13 protein-coding genes are annotated in these 15,126 nt (G+C 74.8%); 9 read left to right on the top strand and 4 right to left on the bottom strand.

Annotation, left to right across the window (positions count from 1 at the left end; all coding sequences use genetic code 11):
• Positions 1–1,950, bottom strand: a complete 1,950-nt coding sequence (gene dnaG, locus AB0881_RS03535) for a DNA primase (RefSeq protein WP_366613870.1) — start codon at positions 1,948–1,950, stop codon at positions 1–3.
• 116 nt (positions 1,951–2,066) lie between these two features.
• Between dnaG and AB0881_RS03530 the strand changes: the two genes are divergently transcribed.
• Positions 2,067–2,936 (top strand): alpha/beta hydrolase, encoded by an 870-nt coding sequence (locus AB0881_RS03530; RefSeq protein WP_366613869.1) that lies wholly within the window; start codon positions 2,067–2,069, stop codon positions 2,934–2,936.
• 10 nt (positions 2,937–2,946) lie between these two features.
• Positions 2,947–3,549, top strand: coding sequence for a putative glycolipid-binding domain-containing protein (locus tag AB0881_RS03525; protein WP_366613868.1), 603 nt, complete (start codon positions 2,947–2,949; stop codon positions 3,547–3,549).
• Here the strand turns inward: AB0881_RS03525 and AB0881_RS03520 are convergent.
• From AB0881_RS03520 to AB0881_RS03510, 3 genes are read right to left on the bottom strand one after another with little or no spacing between them, the layout of a single operon-like run.
• The gene (locus AB0881_RS03520) at positions 3,536–5,068 is read right to left on the bottom strand and encodes a M20/M25/M40 family metallo-hydrolase (RefSeq protein WP_366613867.1); all 1,533 of its coding nucleotides are present in this window, start codon (positions 5,066–5,068) and stop codon (positions 3,536–3,538) included. The genes AB0881_RS03525 and AB0881_RS03520 overlap by 14 nt on opposite strands.
• 28 nt (positions 5,069–5,096) lie before the next feature.
• Complete coding sequence (locus AB0881_RS03515) at positions 5,097–5,744, bottom strand: Rid family hydrolase (protein WP_366613866.1); 648 nt, start codon at positions 5,742–5,744, stop codon at positions 5,097–5,099.
• Between the two features lie 16 nt (positions 5,745–5,760).
• A complete protein-coding gene (locus tag AB0881_RS03510; RefSeq protein WP_366613865.1) occupies positions 5,761–7,371 on the bottom strand; it encodes an FAD-dependent oxidoreductase in 1,611 nt (536 codons plus the stop codon).
• Positions 7,372–7,625: 254 nt separating this feature from the next.
• Here AB0881_RS03510 and AB0881_RS03505 point away from each other — a divergent pair, with 254 nt between their 5' ends.
• The 7 genes from AB0881_RS03505 to AB0881_RS03475 are packed head-to-tail and all read left to right on the top strand — an operon-like array spanning position 7,626 to position 15,047.
• Positions 7,626–7,928 (top strand): urease subunit gamma, encoded by a 303-nt coding sequence (locus AB0881_RS03505; protein ID WP_366613864.1) that lies wholly within the window; start codon positions 7,626–7,628, stop codon positions 7,926–7,928.
• An 8-nt stretch (positions 7,929–7,936) separates the two neighbouring features.
• On the top strand, positions 7,937–8,251 hold the full coding sequence (locus tag AB0881_RS03500) for an urease subunit beta (RefSeq protein ID WP_366613989.1): 315 nt from the start codon (positions 7,937–7,939) through the stop codon (positions 8,249–8,251).
• Between the two features lie 45 nt (positions 8,252–8,296).
• Complete coding sequence (locus tag AB0881_RS03495) at positions 8,297–10,012, top strand: urease subunit alpha (protein ID WP_366613863.1); 1,716 nt, start codon at positions 8,297–8,299, stop codon at positions 10,010–10,012.
• Between the two features lie 10 nt (positions 10,013–10,022).
• Positions 10,023–10,703 (top strand): urease accessory UreF family protein, encoded by a 681-nt coding sequence (locus AB0881_RS03490; RefSeq protein ID WP_366613862.1) that lies wholly within the window; start codon positions 10,023–10,025, stop codon positions 10,701–10,703.
• A 15-nt stretch (positions 10,704–10,718) separates the two neighbouring features.
• On the top strand, positions 10,719–11,387 hold the full coding sequence (ureG, locus tag AB0881_RS03485) for an urease accessory protein UreG (RefSeq protein WP_366613861.1): 669 nt from the start codon (positions 10,719–10,721) through the stop codon (positions 11,385–11,387).
• A complete protein-coding gene (locus AB0881_RS03480; protein ID WP_366613860.1) occupies positions 11,384–12,148 on the top strand; it encodes an urease accessory protein UreD in 765 nt (254 codons plus the stop codon). Before ureG ends, AB0881_RS03480 begins: the two co-directional genes overlap by 4 nt.
• Before the next feature lie 10 nt (positions 12,149–12,158).
• The gene (locus AB0881_RS03475) at positions 12,159–15,047 is read left to right on the top strand and encodes a DEAD/DEAH box helicase family protein (RefSeq protein WP_366613859.1); all 2,889 of its coding nucleotides are present in this window, start codon (positions 12,159–12,161) and stop codon (positions 15,045–15,047) included.
• Positions 15,048–15,126: the final 79 nt, after the last annotated feature.

The following is a 15,126-nucleotide window of genomic DNA, read 5'->3' as shown; positions in this document are numbered from 1 at the left end:
TTACTGTGACCCGAGGCCGCGCTCGCGCATCACTCGTCTCTGCTGCTCAAGCGCGACAAGATCGCCGAACAGCCGGTTGTACTCCTCGGCCTGCTCGACCGGATTCAGCCGCCCGAGTTTAGATTTGGCGTCCGCGATCAAGCGTGTGAGCTGGCGTTCCTGGATTCGGGCGAGCAGTTCCGCGGCATAGCGGTCATCCGATTCCTGAGCGGAGTGCACCTGCTCGACTCCGAGCTGCGTCACCAGCCCCTTGACCTGGTCGTTCGGCGCCAGCTCCAGCAGCGCGGCCACCCACTCCTGGGCACCGCCGGCCGCGGCCACCCCGCCGGCCGACCCGATCACCGCGCGCACCGCGGCGTGCGGCGGCGCGATGAACGCCTCCGCCGGGACCTCGTCGAACTCCGGGCCCAGCAGCGCCGGGCGCTGCACCGCCAGCTTGAGCAGCTCGCGCTCGCGGCGCACCTCCGGGTCGCCCGGATCGAACGCGGGCCGCTCGGCCGCCGCGTCCGCCGGTCCCGGGCCGTTCTGCCCCTGGCCCTGCCCGCGCCCCTGCGGGCCTCCCGGCTGCCCCTGGCGCCCGTTCTGGCCGTTGGCGCCCTGGCGGCCGGTGCCCGCCCGCCGGGCCGCCAGCTCCCGCACGCGGCGCAGCACGAACTGCTCGTCCATGATCCCGAGCCAGCGGTCCAGGCTGACCGCGTACATCTGCCGCAGCGCCCGGTCCTTGATCGCCGCGACCACCGGGGCGGCCGCGTCCAGCGCGCCCAGCCGGCCCTCGGCGGTGTCGAGGTCGTGCTGCTCGATCGCGCTGCGGATGGCGAACTCGAACAGCGGCAGCCGGGACGCCACCAGATCGCGCACCGCCGCCTCGCCCTGCCGGATCCGCAGGTCGCACGGGTCGAGCCCGTCCGGCTGCACCGCCACGAACGTCTGCGTCACGAACTTCTGCTCGTCGGCGAACGCCCGCAGCGCCGCCTTCTGCCCGGCCGAGTCGCCGTCGAAGGTGAAGATCACCTCGCCGCGGAACTCGTCCTGGTCCATCAGCAGCCGGCGCAGGATCTTGATGTGGTCGTCGCCGAACGAGGTGCCGCAGGTCGCGATGGCCGTGGGAACCCCGGACAGGTGGCAGGCCATCACGTCGGTGTAGCCCTCGACCACCACCGCCTGCCGGCGCCGCGCGATCTCCTTCTTGGCCAGGTCGGCGCCGTACAGCACCGAGCCCTTGTGGAAGAGCGGCGACTCGGGGGTGTTGAGGTACTTGGGGCCGTCGTCGTCCTCGTACAGCCGCCGGGCGCCGAAGCCGATCACGTCGCCGCTCAGGTCGCGGATCGGCCAGATCAGCCGACCGCGGAAGCGGTCCATCGGGCCGCGCCGGCCCTCCTTGGCCAGCCCGCCGGCGATCATCTCCCGGTCGGCGAACCCGCGCCCGCGCAGGTGCCGGACCAGGCCCTCCCACTCGCGCGGCGCGAAGCCGACCCCGAACCGCTCGGCGTCGGCCGCCTCGAACCCGCGCTCGGACAGGAACTTGCGCCCGATCACCCCGTCCGGCGACCGCAGCCGCTCGGCGTAGAACTCCGCCGCCGCCCGGTGCGCCTCCAGCAGCCGCGCGCGCTGGCCGGAGTCCTGCCGGGGGGTGTAGCCGCCGGTGTCCTCGTACCGCAGCTGGACGCCGGCCTTCACCGCCAGCCGCTCGACGGCCTCGGAGAACGACAGGTGGTCGATCTCCTGCACGAACTTGATCACGTCGCCGCCGGCGGCGCAGCCGAAGCAGTAGAAGAGGCCCCGGGACGGGGTCACGTTGAACGACGGCGACTTCTCGTCATGGAACGGGCACAGACCCTTGAGGTTGCCGCCCCCGGCGTTGCGGAGCTGGAGGTACTCCCCGATGACGTCGTCGATGGGTGACCGCTCCCGCACGAGCGCGATGTCCTCATTACGAATCCGGCCTGCCACGGCGGCGAGTCTAATCCCGCCCTGGGACATCCCGGGCCCGAGCCCGCCGGGCCGATGAGTTCCGGTTCCCCCGGCGGTCTGCCCCCACGGAAGTTTCCGGAGAGAAGGGAGTGACCGTGAGTGATGAGCGCCTCGTGCCGGTGAACGGGGTCGAGCTGTGCGCGCAGACGTTCGGGAGGCCCGGGGGCGTGCCGCTCCTGCTGATCGGCACGTCGATGCTCGCCTGGCCGGACGGCCTGTGCGCGCGGCTCGCCGAGGAGGGGCCGCGGCTCGTGGTGCGCTACGACCTGCGCGACACGGGCCGCTCCACGACCGCCGACCCGGACGCGCCCGCGTACACGCTGCGCGACCTCGTCGCCGACGCGGCCGGGCTGCTGGACGCGCTGGAGCTGCCGCGCGCGCACGTCGCGGGGTTCGGCGCGGGCGGCTGGATCGCCCAGCTGCTGGCCCTCGACCATCCGGACCGGGTCGCCTCGCTCACGCTGATCGCCTCCCGCGCGGTCGCGCCCGGCCCCGCCGACCCGGACCTGCCCGAGCACTCCCCCGCGTTCATGAAGTTCATGATGTCGGCGCCGGAGCCCGACTGGTCCGACCGCGCTGCGGTGGTCGAGGCGATGGTCGAGGGGGCGCGGCACCTGGCCGGTTCCGCCGGTATCGACGAGGCGGCGGTCCGCGAGCGCGCCGGCCGGGTCTACGACCGGGCACCGTCCGCGGACCGCGCCGTCCAGCGGTCCAACCACCTGGGGACCTCGTTCGCGGCGATGGACTCCCGCCCGCGGTGGCGGGAGCGGCTCGGCGGGATCGCCGTCCCGGCGCTGGTGGTCCATGGGGAGGACGACCCGTTCTTCCCGGTCGGGAACGGTGAGGCGCTGGCCCGCGACATCCCCGGCGCCGAGCTGCTCGTCCTGCCCGGAACCGGCCAGGAGCTGCCGCGCCGGGTGTGGGACGCCGTCGTGCCCGCGATGATCAGGATCACCTCGGGGTAGAGGAGGCGGCATGGTCCGATCGGTCGTGTGGGTGAAGCCGGAGGGTGCGGAGATCGCGGAGGTGGAGATCGCCGCGGGGCGGCTGACCGCCTCGGGGACGGCGATCGGCGCCGGGCCGCCGCCGTACCGGCTGGAGTACGAGCTGACCACCGGCGACCGGTACGTCACCGCGCGGCTGCTGGTCGAGACGTACGGCACCGACCCGGAGACGGGCCCGTGGCGGCGGTGGCTGGAGCTGGTCAACCGGCCGGAGGGCGAATGGAGCGTCAGCGCCCGCGCCGAGGGGCGCGTCGCCATGCCGCCGCCGGGCGGGGACGCGGCGGCGCTGCGCGGCGCGCTGGACTGCGATCTCGGGCTGTCGCCGCTGACCAACTCGATGCCGGCGCTGCGGCTGGACGGCGACGGGCCGGCCGAGCACCTGATGGCGTGGGTGTCGGTGCCCGACCTGGCCGTGGTGCCGTCCCGGCAGACGTACGAGCGCGTCCGCCGGGACGGCGGCCACCTGGTGTTCCGCTTCTCCAGCGAGGGGTTCCAGGAGGACATCGAGTTCAGGGACGGGCTGGTCGCCGACTACCCGTCCATCGGGCGGCTGGCGGGGATCACCGGGTCCTGAAGCGGTCGAAGAGGCGGTACATGAAGTCGGTGCCCTGCTTCAGGGCCTCGACGGTGATGCGCTCGTCGTTGCCGTGCATGCCGATGAGCTGGTCGTTGTCGAGGACGTACGGGTAGACGCCGTAGCCGGGGACGCCGCGCGACGTCCACGGCGCCAGGCTGGTGCCCGCCTCGAACAGGGCGGGGGCGAAGAGCGCGTCCGGGTAGGTCCGCGCGGCGGCGCCGCTGATGGCCTCGTACAGGGGCGAGTCGATGCTGGACGGCGGCTTGGCGAACGTCTCGTCCAGCCGCTTGAGGGCGTCCTCCTCCGATTCGCCCGGGTTGCCGACGAGCTTGACGGTGACGTTCCGGTCCTTGAGGCGGCCGCGGACATCGGCCAGGAAGTCGCGCGGGCGCTGCCCTCCGGGCACGCCGCGGCAGTTGATCCGGACGGTGGCCGTGGACGGGATCACGTTCTCCTTGTAGCCCGCGTCCTCGATCACGAAGGCGTGGGTGGTGCGGAGCAGGGCGCGGTGCAGCCACGGGTACGAGCTGCGCTTGACGACGAGGGCGGCGGCCCGTTCGAGGGCGGGCCGGGACCGGGCGGCCAGCATCAGCTCGACGGCCTTCCGGAACGCCCGGTCGGAGGTCGCCTCGGCGAGCGCGGTGAAGTACTCGCGGGTGACCGGGGTGAGGGTGACCGGCGCGAGCCAGCCGTCGAGGTGCGCGACGGCCCGGGACAGCGTCGCGATGGCGGAGTCGGGGTTCGGCTTGGAGGAGTGGGTGGCGGTGCCGTCGGCGGTGATGTCGAGGTTGAAGTAGACCTTGTCCTGGCGGGTCACCGTGATGAGCATCGGCGTCCTGCGGTCCTTCTGCGCGAGGAACCAGCCGCCCTCGGTGAGGACCATCCCCGCGTCGATCTTGTCCCAGTGGTGCTCGGCGAGCCAGCGCGAGCCGTGCGGGCCGGCCTCCTCGTCGCAGTCGGTGAGCACGATGATGTCGCGCTCGAACCTGCCTCCCTCGTTCAGGTGGCGGAGCAGGGCGGACACGAACGCGGCGTTCGCGCCCTTCATGTCGAGCGCGCCGCGGCCGTAGATCTCGCCGTCCTCGACGATCCCGGCGAACGGGTCGACCGACCATTTGGCGCGTTCCACGGGAACGACGTCGGAGTGCCCGAGCAGCAGCAGCGGCGCGGCGGCGGTGGTGCCCTCGATCCGGGCGATGAGGTGGACGTTGTCCTTCTTCGGGGTCGGGATGATCTCGGACCGGACGCCCGCCGAGTCCCAGACGGCCTTGAGCATCTCGGCGTGCGGGCGGGTGACGCCGCCCTCGCCGTGGTTCTGGGTGTCGAACGCGAGCATCTTCTTGAGCAGGGCGAGCGGGTCGAGGTCGCCGGGCGCGATGCCCGCGGCGGCCCGGCGGGCGGGCGGCGCGGCGGCGGCCGTCCCGCCGGCCAGGACGCCCCCGGCCAGCAGGGCGGCCCCCGCCCCGGTGCGGTGGAGGAACGTGCGGCGGCTGACGGGACGCGCGGAGTCGGACATGGGAGCTCTCCTTTGCCTGGTGCGGCGTTCAGCGCTGCCGGAAGGCGGCGACCACCTCCACCTCGACCAGCCAGCCGGCGACCGGCAGGTTCTCGATCTCCAGGGTGACCCGGGCCGGTCTGGCGGGATTGACGAGCATGGGCGCGGCGGGCGGGGCGGTCCCGAGCGGGACGTTCACCGGCTTTCCGGTGGACAGGTCGGTGTTGGCGTAGAACTGGCGGTAGGCGCGGTTCCATCCGGCGAAGTCCGCGCCGGCCGCGCCGGGCGGGTCGCTGAGATAGGCCCGCATCGAGATCACGTCCCTTGCCGTGAGGCCCTGTGCCCTGAGGTTCTCGTTGATCGCCTTCAACGCGTTGATCGACTGCGCCTCGGTCAGCGTTACCCCGGCCGGCAGGGCGCCGCCCGGGAAGTCGACGTACCGTTCCGGCGAGCCGGCGGGGGCCGCCGGGTTGGCGTCGCGGGGTCCGAGCCCGCTGGCGGTGTACGTCGCGACGAGCGAGCCGACCGCGACGCCGTTGGCGATGGACGGGTTGCTCTGCCCGTCAGGCAGGGCCGGGCGCACCTCGGTGGCGCGCGGCGGGCGCGGCTTCTTCGCTGGCGCGGCGGACGCGGCGCCGCCCGCCCCGATCAGGACGGCCGCCACGCTCCCGGCCACGATGGTCCTTCGCATGATCATGCTGGGTCTCCCTCGTTCAGCTCTGCAGAACCCGCTGGTGGAGCTCGGTGACGACCTTGCGCGCCGACTCGAACGACCCGTGCTGCCAGGCGATCTCGTGGCTGAGCCAGTCGCCGGAGAAGTAGACGTTGCCCTGCGGCTTGTTGAGCAGCGCGTACGCGGCGCCGCGCGACGGCCAGGAGATCCAGCCGCCCTCGATGTGCTCATGCCGCTTCCAGGCGATGGACGCGGAGGAGGCGATGTTCCGGCGGTAGCGGTCGCCGTGGATCCTGGCGCCCTGGTCGAGCGCGCGGCGGAGCCGGCCGGCGTGGTCCAGCGCGGCGTAGGCGTCGGCGGCGGCGCCGAAGTTGTAGTAGCCGACCACCAGGCCCCGGTCGCCGTGGTAGCCGTGCGACGGGTACCAGATGGTGGAGATGTCCAGGTCGGTGTTCGTTATGCCGCCGTAGATCCGCTCCTCGTCCTCCCACCAGCGGCCCCGGTACTCCAGCCCGATCTTCCCGGTGGAGACGGGCACCGGCGTCGCGAGGGCCGACTGGACGCCGGCGCCGAGGTTGTGCGGGATCTTGGCGAGGATGTGCGGCGGCAGCGTCGCGACGCAGAAGTCGGCGTCGAGCGCGCGGGCGCGGCCGTCCCGTTCGTACTCGATCCGCACGCCGCGGGCCAGGTTGGAGATCTTCGTGACCACCGCGCCGGTCCGGATCCGCCCGTGCCCGACCGCCTTGGCGAGGGCGCGGGGGATGGCGTCCATGCCGCCGACGGGCTGGAACATCAGCATCGCCTGGCTGTAGCCGAACTCGAACGAGAAATAGCGCCCGGTGCCGTGCGCGAAGACGTCGGAAAGGGACGGCACCGGGCCGAGGACCGTTCCGGCGGTGTCGGCGGCGCCGGGATTCACCGAATAGCCGCGCCGGCCGTCGGTGCCCTTGTACGCGAAGCCGTCCGCCTTTCCGCCGATCGCGCCGAATCCGGAGAGGAACGACAGGAGCCGTTCCTTGTCTGCGCCGGTGAGCCGTCCGTCGAGGGCGCCCTGGTCGGTGGCCTTGGCGAGCAGTTCGGAGACGTAGCCGTAGACGTCGGCCTTCGCGGTGCGCCACCGTACCGGCGCCGCCATTCCGGCCGACTCGTTGAAGAGGTAGGCGTCGGCGTTGGAATTGGTGAAGACCTCCAGGGGGACGCCGAGTTCGCGGCAGTAGTCCATGGTGGTCATCCATTGCGCGATGCGCGCGGGCCCGGCGTTCAGATAGGTGCCCTTGCCGAAACCGACGCGCTGGGTGGCGCCGCCGGTCTCGGCCAGGCGGTCGCCGCCGCGCAGGGTGCGGTTGCGGCCGCCGACCCGGTCCTGCGCCTCCAGGACGGTCACCTCGTACCCGGCCTTGCCCAGCTCGTACGCGGCGGCCAGCCCGGCCACGCCCGCGCCGAGCACGGCCACCTTCGCGGCCGCGCGGCCGCGCAGCCGGAAGTCCGACGCGCGCGGCGGCACGAAGGGCGCCCTCGCCGCCGCCTCCGCGCTGGGCGCCAGGCCCAGCGCGCCCATCGTGGCGAACATCGCGCCCGCGCCGCCGGTGGCGCCGACGCGCGTGAGGAAGCCGCGCCTGCTGACGCCCGCCTCCGTCGTCCCCTCGGCCAAGGAGCACCTCCAAGATCGTCCAACCGTCGGCGGAAGTCTGGAAATGTTCCGTTTCGTCCGGGGGCGCGGCCGGTAAGCAGCCGGTTTCCATCCCCTCACCGGGACCGTTCCAGGCCGGCGGGCGCACACCGCTGTTGCGGCGGTGTGAGATGCGGGTGACGGCGGCGTTTCCCGTCCGGGGTTATGTGAAATGGGCGTTAAATGCGCAACGCACCCGTTCCTTTGCAGGTCAGCGGGGATTAGCGTCCTCAATCGTGCTGATCTCCCCACACGAGCAGGAGCGCCTGCTGATCCATGTGGCCGCCGGGGTGGCCCGCGACCGCCGGGCGCGCGGGCTGCGGCTCAACCATCCCGAGGCGACCGCGATCATCGCGGTGCACCTCCTGGAGGGCGCCCGCGACGGGCGCACCGTGGCCGAGCTGATGGAGTCCGGCCGCACCGTTCTCACCCGTGACGACGTCATGGAAGGCGTGCCCGAGATGCTGGAGTCGGTCCAGATCGAGGCGACGTTCCCCGACGGCACCAAGCTCGTCACCGTACACCGGCCCGTGCCGTGACCCGCCCGCTGATCCCCGGCGAGGTCGTACCGGGCCCGGAGCCGGTCGAGCTGAACCCGGGCCGCCCGCGCGTGACGGTCACCGTCGTCAACACCGGCGACCGGCCCGTGCAGGTCGGCTCGCACTACCACTTCGCCGTCGCGAACCCGGCACTGGAGTTCGACCGCGACGCGGCGTGGGGGCACCGGCTGGACGTGGCCGCCGGGACGGCGGTCCGCTTCGAGCCCGGCCTCACCCGCGACGTGGACCTCGTCCCGCTGGCCGGCGCGCGCGTCGTCCCGGGCCTGCGAATGGAAAGGAACGGACCCCTAGATGGGCACTGAGCGCCACCGGCAACGCCCGCGAAGCGCCGAGCGGAGGCGAGGCAATTGAGCACTCAGCTGTCGCGGGAGCGGTACGCCGCGCTGTACGGGCCGACCGCGGGCGACCGGATCCGGCTGGCCGACACCGATCTGTTCGTGGAGGTGACCGAGGACCGCAGCCGGGGCCCGGCGGGCGCCGGGGACGAGGCGGTGTTCGGCGGCGGGAAGGTGATCCGCGAGTCGATGGGCCAGGCCCGCGCGACCCGCGCGGAGGGCGCGCTCGACCTGGTGGTCACGGGTGCGGTGGTGCTCGACCACTGGGGCGTCGTCAAGGCGGACGTGGGCGTCCGGGACGGCCGGATCGTCGCGCTCGGCAAGGCCGGCAACCCGGACACGATGGACGGCGTCCACCCCGATCTGGTGATCGGCCCGTCCACCGAGGTGCTGGCCGGGAACGGGAGGATCCTCACGGCGGGCGCGGTGGACTCGCACGTCCACCTCATCTGCCCGCAGCTGCTGGACGAGGCGCTCGGCGCCGGCGTGACCACGCTGATCGGCGGCGGCACCGGCCCGGCCGAGGGCACGAAGGCGACCACGGTCAGCGGCGCCTGGTACCTGCACCGCATGCTGGAGGCCCTGGACGGCCACCCGGTGAACGTGGCGCTGCTCGGCAAGGGCAACACCGTGTCCGAGGACGCGATGTGGGAGCAGCTGCGCGCGGGCGCGTCCGGGTTCAAGCTGCACGAGGACTGGGGCTCCACGCCCGCCGCGATCGACGCCTGCCTGCGGGTGGCGGACGCGTCCGGCGTGCAGGTGGCGCTGCACAGCGACACGCTGAACGAGGCCGGGTACGTGGAGTCGACGCTCGGCGCGATCGGCGGCCGGTCGATCCACGCGTACCACACCGAGGGCGCGGGCGGCGGGCACGCGCCCGACATCATCACGGTCGCCGCGCACCCGAACGTGCTGCCGTCGTCCACCAACCCGACCCGCCCGCACACGGTCAACACGCTGGACGAGCACCTCGACATGCTGATGGTGTGCCACCACCTGAACCCGTCGGTGCCCGAGGACCTGGCGTTCGCCGAGTCGCGGATCCGGCCGACGACGATGGCGGCCGAGGACGTGCTGCACGACCTGGGCGCGATCTCGATGATCGGGTCGGACTCGCAGGCGATGGGCCGGATCGGCGAGACGGTGCTGCGCACCTGGCAGACCGCGCACGTGATGAAGCGGCGGCGCGGCGCGCTGGAGGGCCCGGCCGACAACCTGCGGGCGCGCCGCTACGTGGCCAAGTACACGATCAACCCGGCGGTCGCGCACGGCCTGGACGGCGAGGTCGGCTCGGTGGAGCCCGGCAAGCTGGCCGACCTGGTGCTGTGGGATCCGGCGTTCTTCGGCGTCCGGCCGCACGTGGTGGTGAAGGGCGGCATGATCGCGTGGGCGGCGATGGGCGACGCGAACGCCTCGATCCCGACGCCGCAGCCGGTGCTGCCGCGCCCGATGTTCGGCGCGTCGCCGCCGGTCGCGGCGGGGACGTCGGTGCACTTCGTGTCGGAGGCCGCGGTCGAGGACGGCCTGGCGGGGCGGCTCGCCGTGCGGCGCGCGCTCGTCCCCGTGAAGGACACCCGGCGGCTCGGCAAGGCGGACATGCCGCTGAACGGGGCGCTCCCCCGCATCGAGGTCGATCCCGACACGTTCACCGTGACGGTGGACGGCGACGAGATCGAGCCGGCGCCCGCGGCGGAGCTGCCGATGGCCCAGCGCTACTTCCTGTTCTGATGGCGCGCCGATGACCCTGCCCGCGCATCTGCTCCTGCTGGCGGACTCGCGCCTCCCGGCGGGCGGCCACGCCCATTCCGGCGGCCTCGAACCGGCCGTCACGGCGGGCGCGGTCGCGGACGTCGCGGGGCTCGCCGGCTTCCTGCGCGGCCGCCTCGCGACGGCGGGACTGGTGTCGGCCGCGCTGGCCGCCGCCGCGTGCGCGCACGCCGCGTCCGGCCACGGGTCCGGATGGCGCTGGGAGGCCCTGGACGCGGAGGCGGACGCCCGCACCCCCTCCCCCGCACAGCGGTCGGCGTCCCGCGCGCAGGGCCGGTCGCTGATGCGCGCCGCGCTCCGCACCTGGCCGCATCCCGCGCTCGACGCCCTGGCCGTGCTGCGCGAACCGCACCAGCCGCTCGTCCAGGGCGCCGCCACCGCCGCGGCCGGGGGCGCCCCGGCGGACGCGGCGGCCATCGGCGCGTACGGCGCGGTCACCGGCCCGGCCTCCGCCGCCGTGCGCCTCCTCGGCCTCGACCCCCTGTCCGTGCACCGCGCGCTGGCCGGCCTGGCCCCCGAGATGGACGCGGTCGCGGAGCGGGCCGCGCGCGAGCCCGGCGACTGGGCCGGGCTGCCCGCGCCGTCCGCGCCGCTCCTCGACCTGTACGCGGAGCTCCACCTCGGCGCCGAGCTGCGCCTCTTCGAATCCTGAACCACGGAGGTCCCCATGGGCGCCCATCATCACGACGATCCGCACCACGCCGCCCCGGCGGGCGGGCGCGCGCTGCGCCTCGGCATCGGCGGGCCGGTCGGCAGCGGCAAGACGGCCCTGACCGCCGCGCTGTGCCGCGCGCTGCGCGGCGAGCTGGAGCTGGCCGTGGTGACCAACGACATCTACACCACCGAGGACGCCGACTTCCTGCGCCGCGAGGCCGTGCTGCCCGATGACCGGATCACCGCGGTGCGCACCGGCGCCTGCCCGCACACCGCGATCCGCGACGACATCTCCGCCAACCTGGACGCGGTGGAGGCGCTGGAGGAGCGGCACCCCGGCCTCGACCTGATCATCGTCGAGAGCGGCGGCGACAACCTGACCGCGCTGTTCAGCCGCGGTCTCGCGGACCGGCAGATCTTCGTGCTGGACGTCGCGGGCGGCGACGACGTCCCGCGCAAGGGCGGCCTCGGCGTCGCGGCCGCCGACCTGCTCGTCGTGAACAAGACCGACCTCGCCCCGCTGGTCGGCAGCGACCTGGACCTGATGGCCCGCGACGCCGCCCGCGTCCGCGACGGCCGGCCGGTCGCGTTCACCTCGCTGCGGGAGCGGCCCGGCGCCCCCGAGGTCGCCGGGTGGGTCCGCGAGATCGTCGGCGGCCGGGCGCGCGCCGCCGCCTCGTGACCGGCGGACGCTCCCCCGGCCGGGCGTACACGGCGCGCGCGGCCGTCACCGCCGAGCGCGACGCGTCCGGCCGGACGCGCCTGCCCCTGCTGCGCTCGGACGGCCCGCTGGCGCTGCGCGAGGCGGCCGGGGCCGTGTACCTGGTCGGGGCGGCGGCCGGCCCGCTCGGCGGCGACGACCTGCGCCTCGACATCGCGGTACGGGAGGGCGCGTCGCTCGCCGTGCGCTCGGCCGCGACGTCGGTCGCGCTGCCGGGCGCGGGCGAGTCGCGGCTGACCGTGCGCGCGGACGTCGCCGCCGGCGGCCGCCTGGACTTCGCCCCGGAACCGGCCGTGGCGGCGGCCGGCTGCCGCCACCGGTCGGCCGCGCGGATCACCCTCGCGGCGGGCGCCGCGCTGCGCTGGTACGAGGAGCTGGTCCTCGGCCGCCACGGCGAGCCGCCCGGCCGGCACGCGAGCCGCCTCGACGTGACGGCCGGCGGCGTCCCGCTGCTCCGGCACGAGCTGTGCCTGGACGACCCGGCCGTGTACGGGAGCGGGGCCGTCCTCGGCGGCGCGCGGGCCGTGGGCTGCGTGCTGCTGGCGGGCCCCGGCCTGCCGCGCGAGCCCCGCGCGGACGGCGGCGTGGCCGTGCTGCCCCTCGCCGGCCCCGGCGTCCTGATCACGGCGACGGCGCCGGACTCGGCCGCGCTCCGCCGCCGCCTGGCCCGTGCCGAGCAGGAGTACTGCCCGGAACATTCGCTTTCGCCCGCCGGCCGGTGACAATGATCCGATGGAACTGGACGGGGCCCGGTGGCCGGGGGAACTACGGCCGTACCAGGAGAAGGCGCTGGCCGGGCTGGACCGGGTCTGGGCCGGGGGGCACGGGCGGGCGTGGGTGGTGCTGCCGCCCGGCGCGGGCAAGACGCTCGTCGGGCTGGAGGCGGCGCGGCGGCTGGGGCGGCGGACCGTCGTCCTCGTCCCGAACACCGCGATCCAGAACCAGTGGGTCGTGCACTGGGCGCGGTGCGGCGGCGAGGCCGGCACGGACCGGGACCTGGCCGCCCCGGTCACCGTCCTGACGTACCAGTCGCTGGCGGTCTTCGATCCGGACGCCGAGACCGACGAGGAGGGCCGCCAGAAGCGCCGGCGCGGCGGGCTCGTCCGGCTGCTGCACGACAACGGGCGGGCGCTCGTCGAGGCCATGCACGAGGCGGGGCCGCTGACGCTGGTGCTGGACGAGTGCCACCACCTGCTGGACGTGTGGGGCCGGCTGCTGGCCGAGATCCTGGACGAGCTGCCGGACGCGCGGGTCGTCGGCCTGACCGCCACGCCGCCGGAGTCGCTCACCCCGGACGAGTCGAAGCTGGTCGACGCGCTGTTCGGCACGCCGGTCCTGGGCGCGTCCATCCCCGCGATGGTCCGGCAGCGGTACCTGGCGCCGTTCGCGGAGCTGGCCTGGCTCACCGCGCCGACCGCGGTGGAGGCCGAGTACGTCGCCGGCGAGGCCGAGCGGTTCACCGAGCTGACCGTGGGCCTGATCGATCCGGACTTCACCTCGACCGGGCTGCTGGAGTGGCTGGACGCCCGCATGGTCGAACGCACCGCCGGCACGGCCGGTGACGGGGACGCGGGCGGCCCGGGAGGCACGGGCGGCCCGGAAGGCACGGTGCCGTGGTCGCGGCTGGAGACCGCCGAGCCGCGGATCGCCGCCGCCGCGCTGCGGTTCCACCACGCGGAGCTGCTCGTGCTGCCGCCCGGCGCCCGGATGCGCGAGGAGCACCGCCGCCCGCCCACGGCCGAGGACTGGGTCACGCTGCTGAACGACTACGTCCTGCACTGCCTGATGCCGAGCGGGGAGAAGAAGGACCGGGCGGCGCTGGAGGCGATCAGGCGCGCGCTGCCCGCCGTCGGGTACCAGCTGACCGCGCGCGGCATCCGCGCCGGCCGCTCCCCGGTGGACCGGGTGCTCGCCCGCAGCGCCGCGAAGACGCACGGCGCGGTGGAGATCGCGGCGGCGGAGGGCGCGGCGCTCGGCGACCGGCTGCGCTGCCTGGTGCTGTGCGACCACGAGCGGGCCGGCGCCACGCTCCCGGCCCGGCTGCGCGAGGTGCTGGACGCCGAGGCGGGCTCGGCCCGGCTGATGCTGCGCAACCTGGTCGCCGACCCGCGGACGCGGGCGCTGTCCCCCATGCTCGTCACCGGCCGGACGGTCGCCGCCGACGAGGACACCGCGCGGGCGTTCGTCCTGGAGTACGCCGAGCGCGGCCTGACCGCGGTGCCCGCCGGCGACGGCACCGCGGCCGTCACCGGGCCCTGGTCGCCCCGCGTCTGGGTACGGCTGATCACCGAGTTCTTCGAGGCGGGCGGCTGCCGGGTGCTGGTGGGCACCCGGGGCCTGCTCGGCGAGGGCTGGGACGCCCGCGGCGTCAACACCCTCGTCGACCTCACCACCGCGACCACGCCCACCTCCGTCGTCCAGACCCGCGGCCGGGCGCTCCGCCTGGACCCGGACCGGCCGGAGAAGACCGCCAACACGTGGACGGTCGTGTGCGTCTCCGACCGGCATCCCAAGGGCGCCGCCGACTGGGACCGGTTCGTCCGCAAGCATGGCGGCTACCTCGCCGCGGCGGAGAACGGCGAGATCGTGTCGGGGGTCGCGCACGTGGAGGCGTCGTTCTCCCCGTACGCGCCGCCGGAGACGGCCGCGTTCGACGGGCTCAACCGGGCGATGCTGGACCGCGCCCGGGACCGCGCCGCGACCCGCGGCGCCTGGCGGCTCGGCACCCCGTTCCGCGACGAGCTGGTGCACACCCTGCGCGTCCGCCCGTCCCGCGCGCTCGCCGTCACGCCGGCGGACGTGCCCGGGAGCACACCGGACCGGCCCCGGTACGTACCGGCCGCGAACCTCCCCGAGTGGCCCCCGTTCAGGCCGGCGCCCTACCGGCGGGACGGCGCCCGGGTGGGCATGTGGGTCTGGGCCTGGCTGCTCATCATCGTCTTCGCCGCCTCCCTCTCGCTCGGCGGTGCCGCGATCTGGACGGTCCTGGCGACCGCGCCGGTGCTGACCGTCCTCTTCGACGCCGCGTACCGGCTCGCCGACAGGAGGAAGGCCAGGACCGTCGCCGCGGCCCGGGCGCGCGCGACCGCGGCGGCGTCGGCGCACCTCGCCGGGATGGCCGCCGGACCGCCCGTCACGCGGTTCGCGTACGCGGTCGCCGACGCGCTGGAGGCGGCCGGGCTCGCCCCGCGCGGCGCGCGGGCCGTCGCGGTCCGGCCGGAGCCGGACGGCACCTACCGCTTCTCGCTCGACGGCGTCGACGCCCTCGCCTCCGAGCGGTTCGCCGTGGCGCTGGACGAGGTCCTCGCCCCGATGGCCGCGCCCCGGTACGCCGTCCCGCGCTACATCCTGCGTCCCCGAACCGGCGAGGAGCTGCTGGCGCTCACCGAGGCCTGGTACGCGCGCGACGGCGGCGCCGACGGCGTCGTCTACCACTCCGTTCCCGCGGTCTTCGGCCGGAACCGGCGGCGACTCGCGGCGTTCGTCACCGCCTGGAACGCCTGGATCTCGGCCGGGGACGCGGTCCGCACCTCGACCGCCGAGGGCGAGGGGATCCTCGCCACCCACCGCGGCGAGGACCCGCTCCAGGCGACCACCGTCCTGCGGGTCGCCTGGGACTGAGGGGCCGCTGGGCTCTGGACAAACCCGTGGGTAGCAGGTGAGATCGGTCACCACAGTGACCCGCCCGCGCCCCAAGGTG

The sequence above is a fragment of the Spirillospora sp. NPDC029432 genome, assembly GCF_040703975.1.
GTDB lineage: Bacteria > Actinomycetota > Actinomycetes > Streptosporangiales > Streptosporangiaceae > Spirillospora.
Note: the sequence above shows the minus strand (reverse complement) of the source record. Positions and strands in the feature narration are given on the sequence as shown.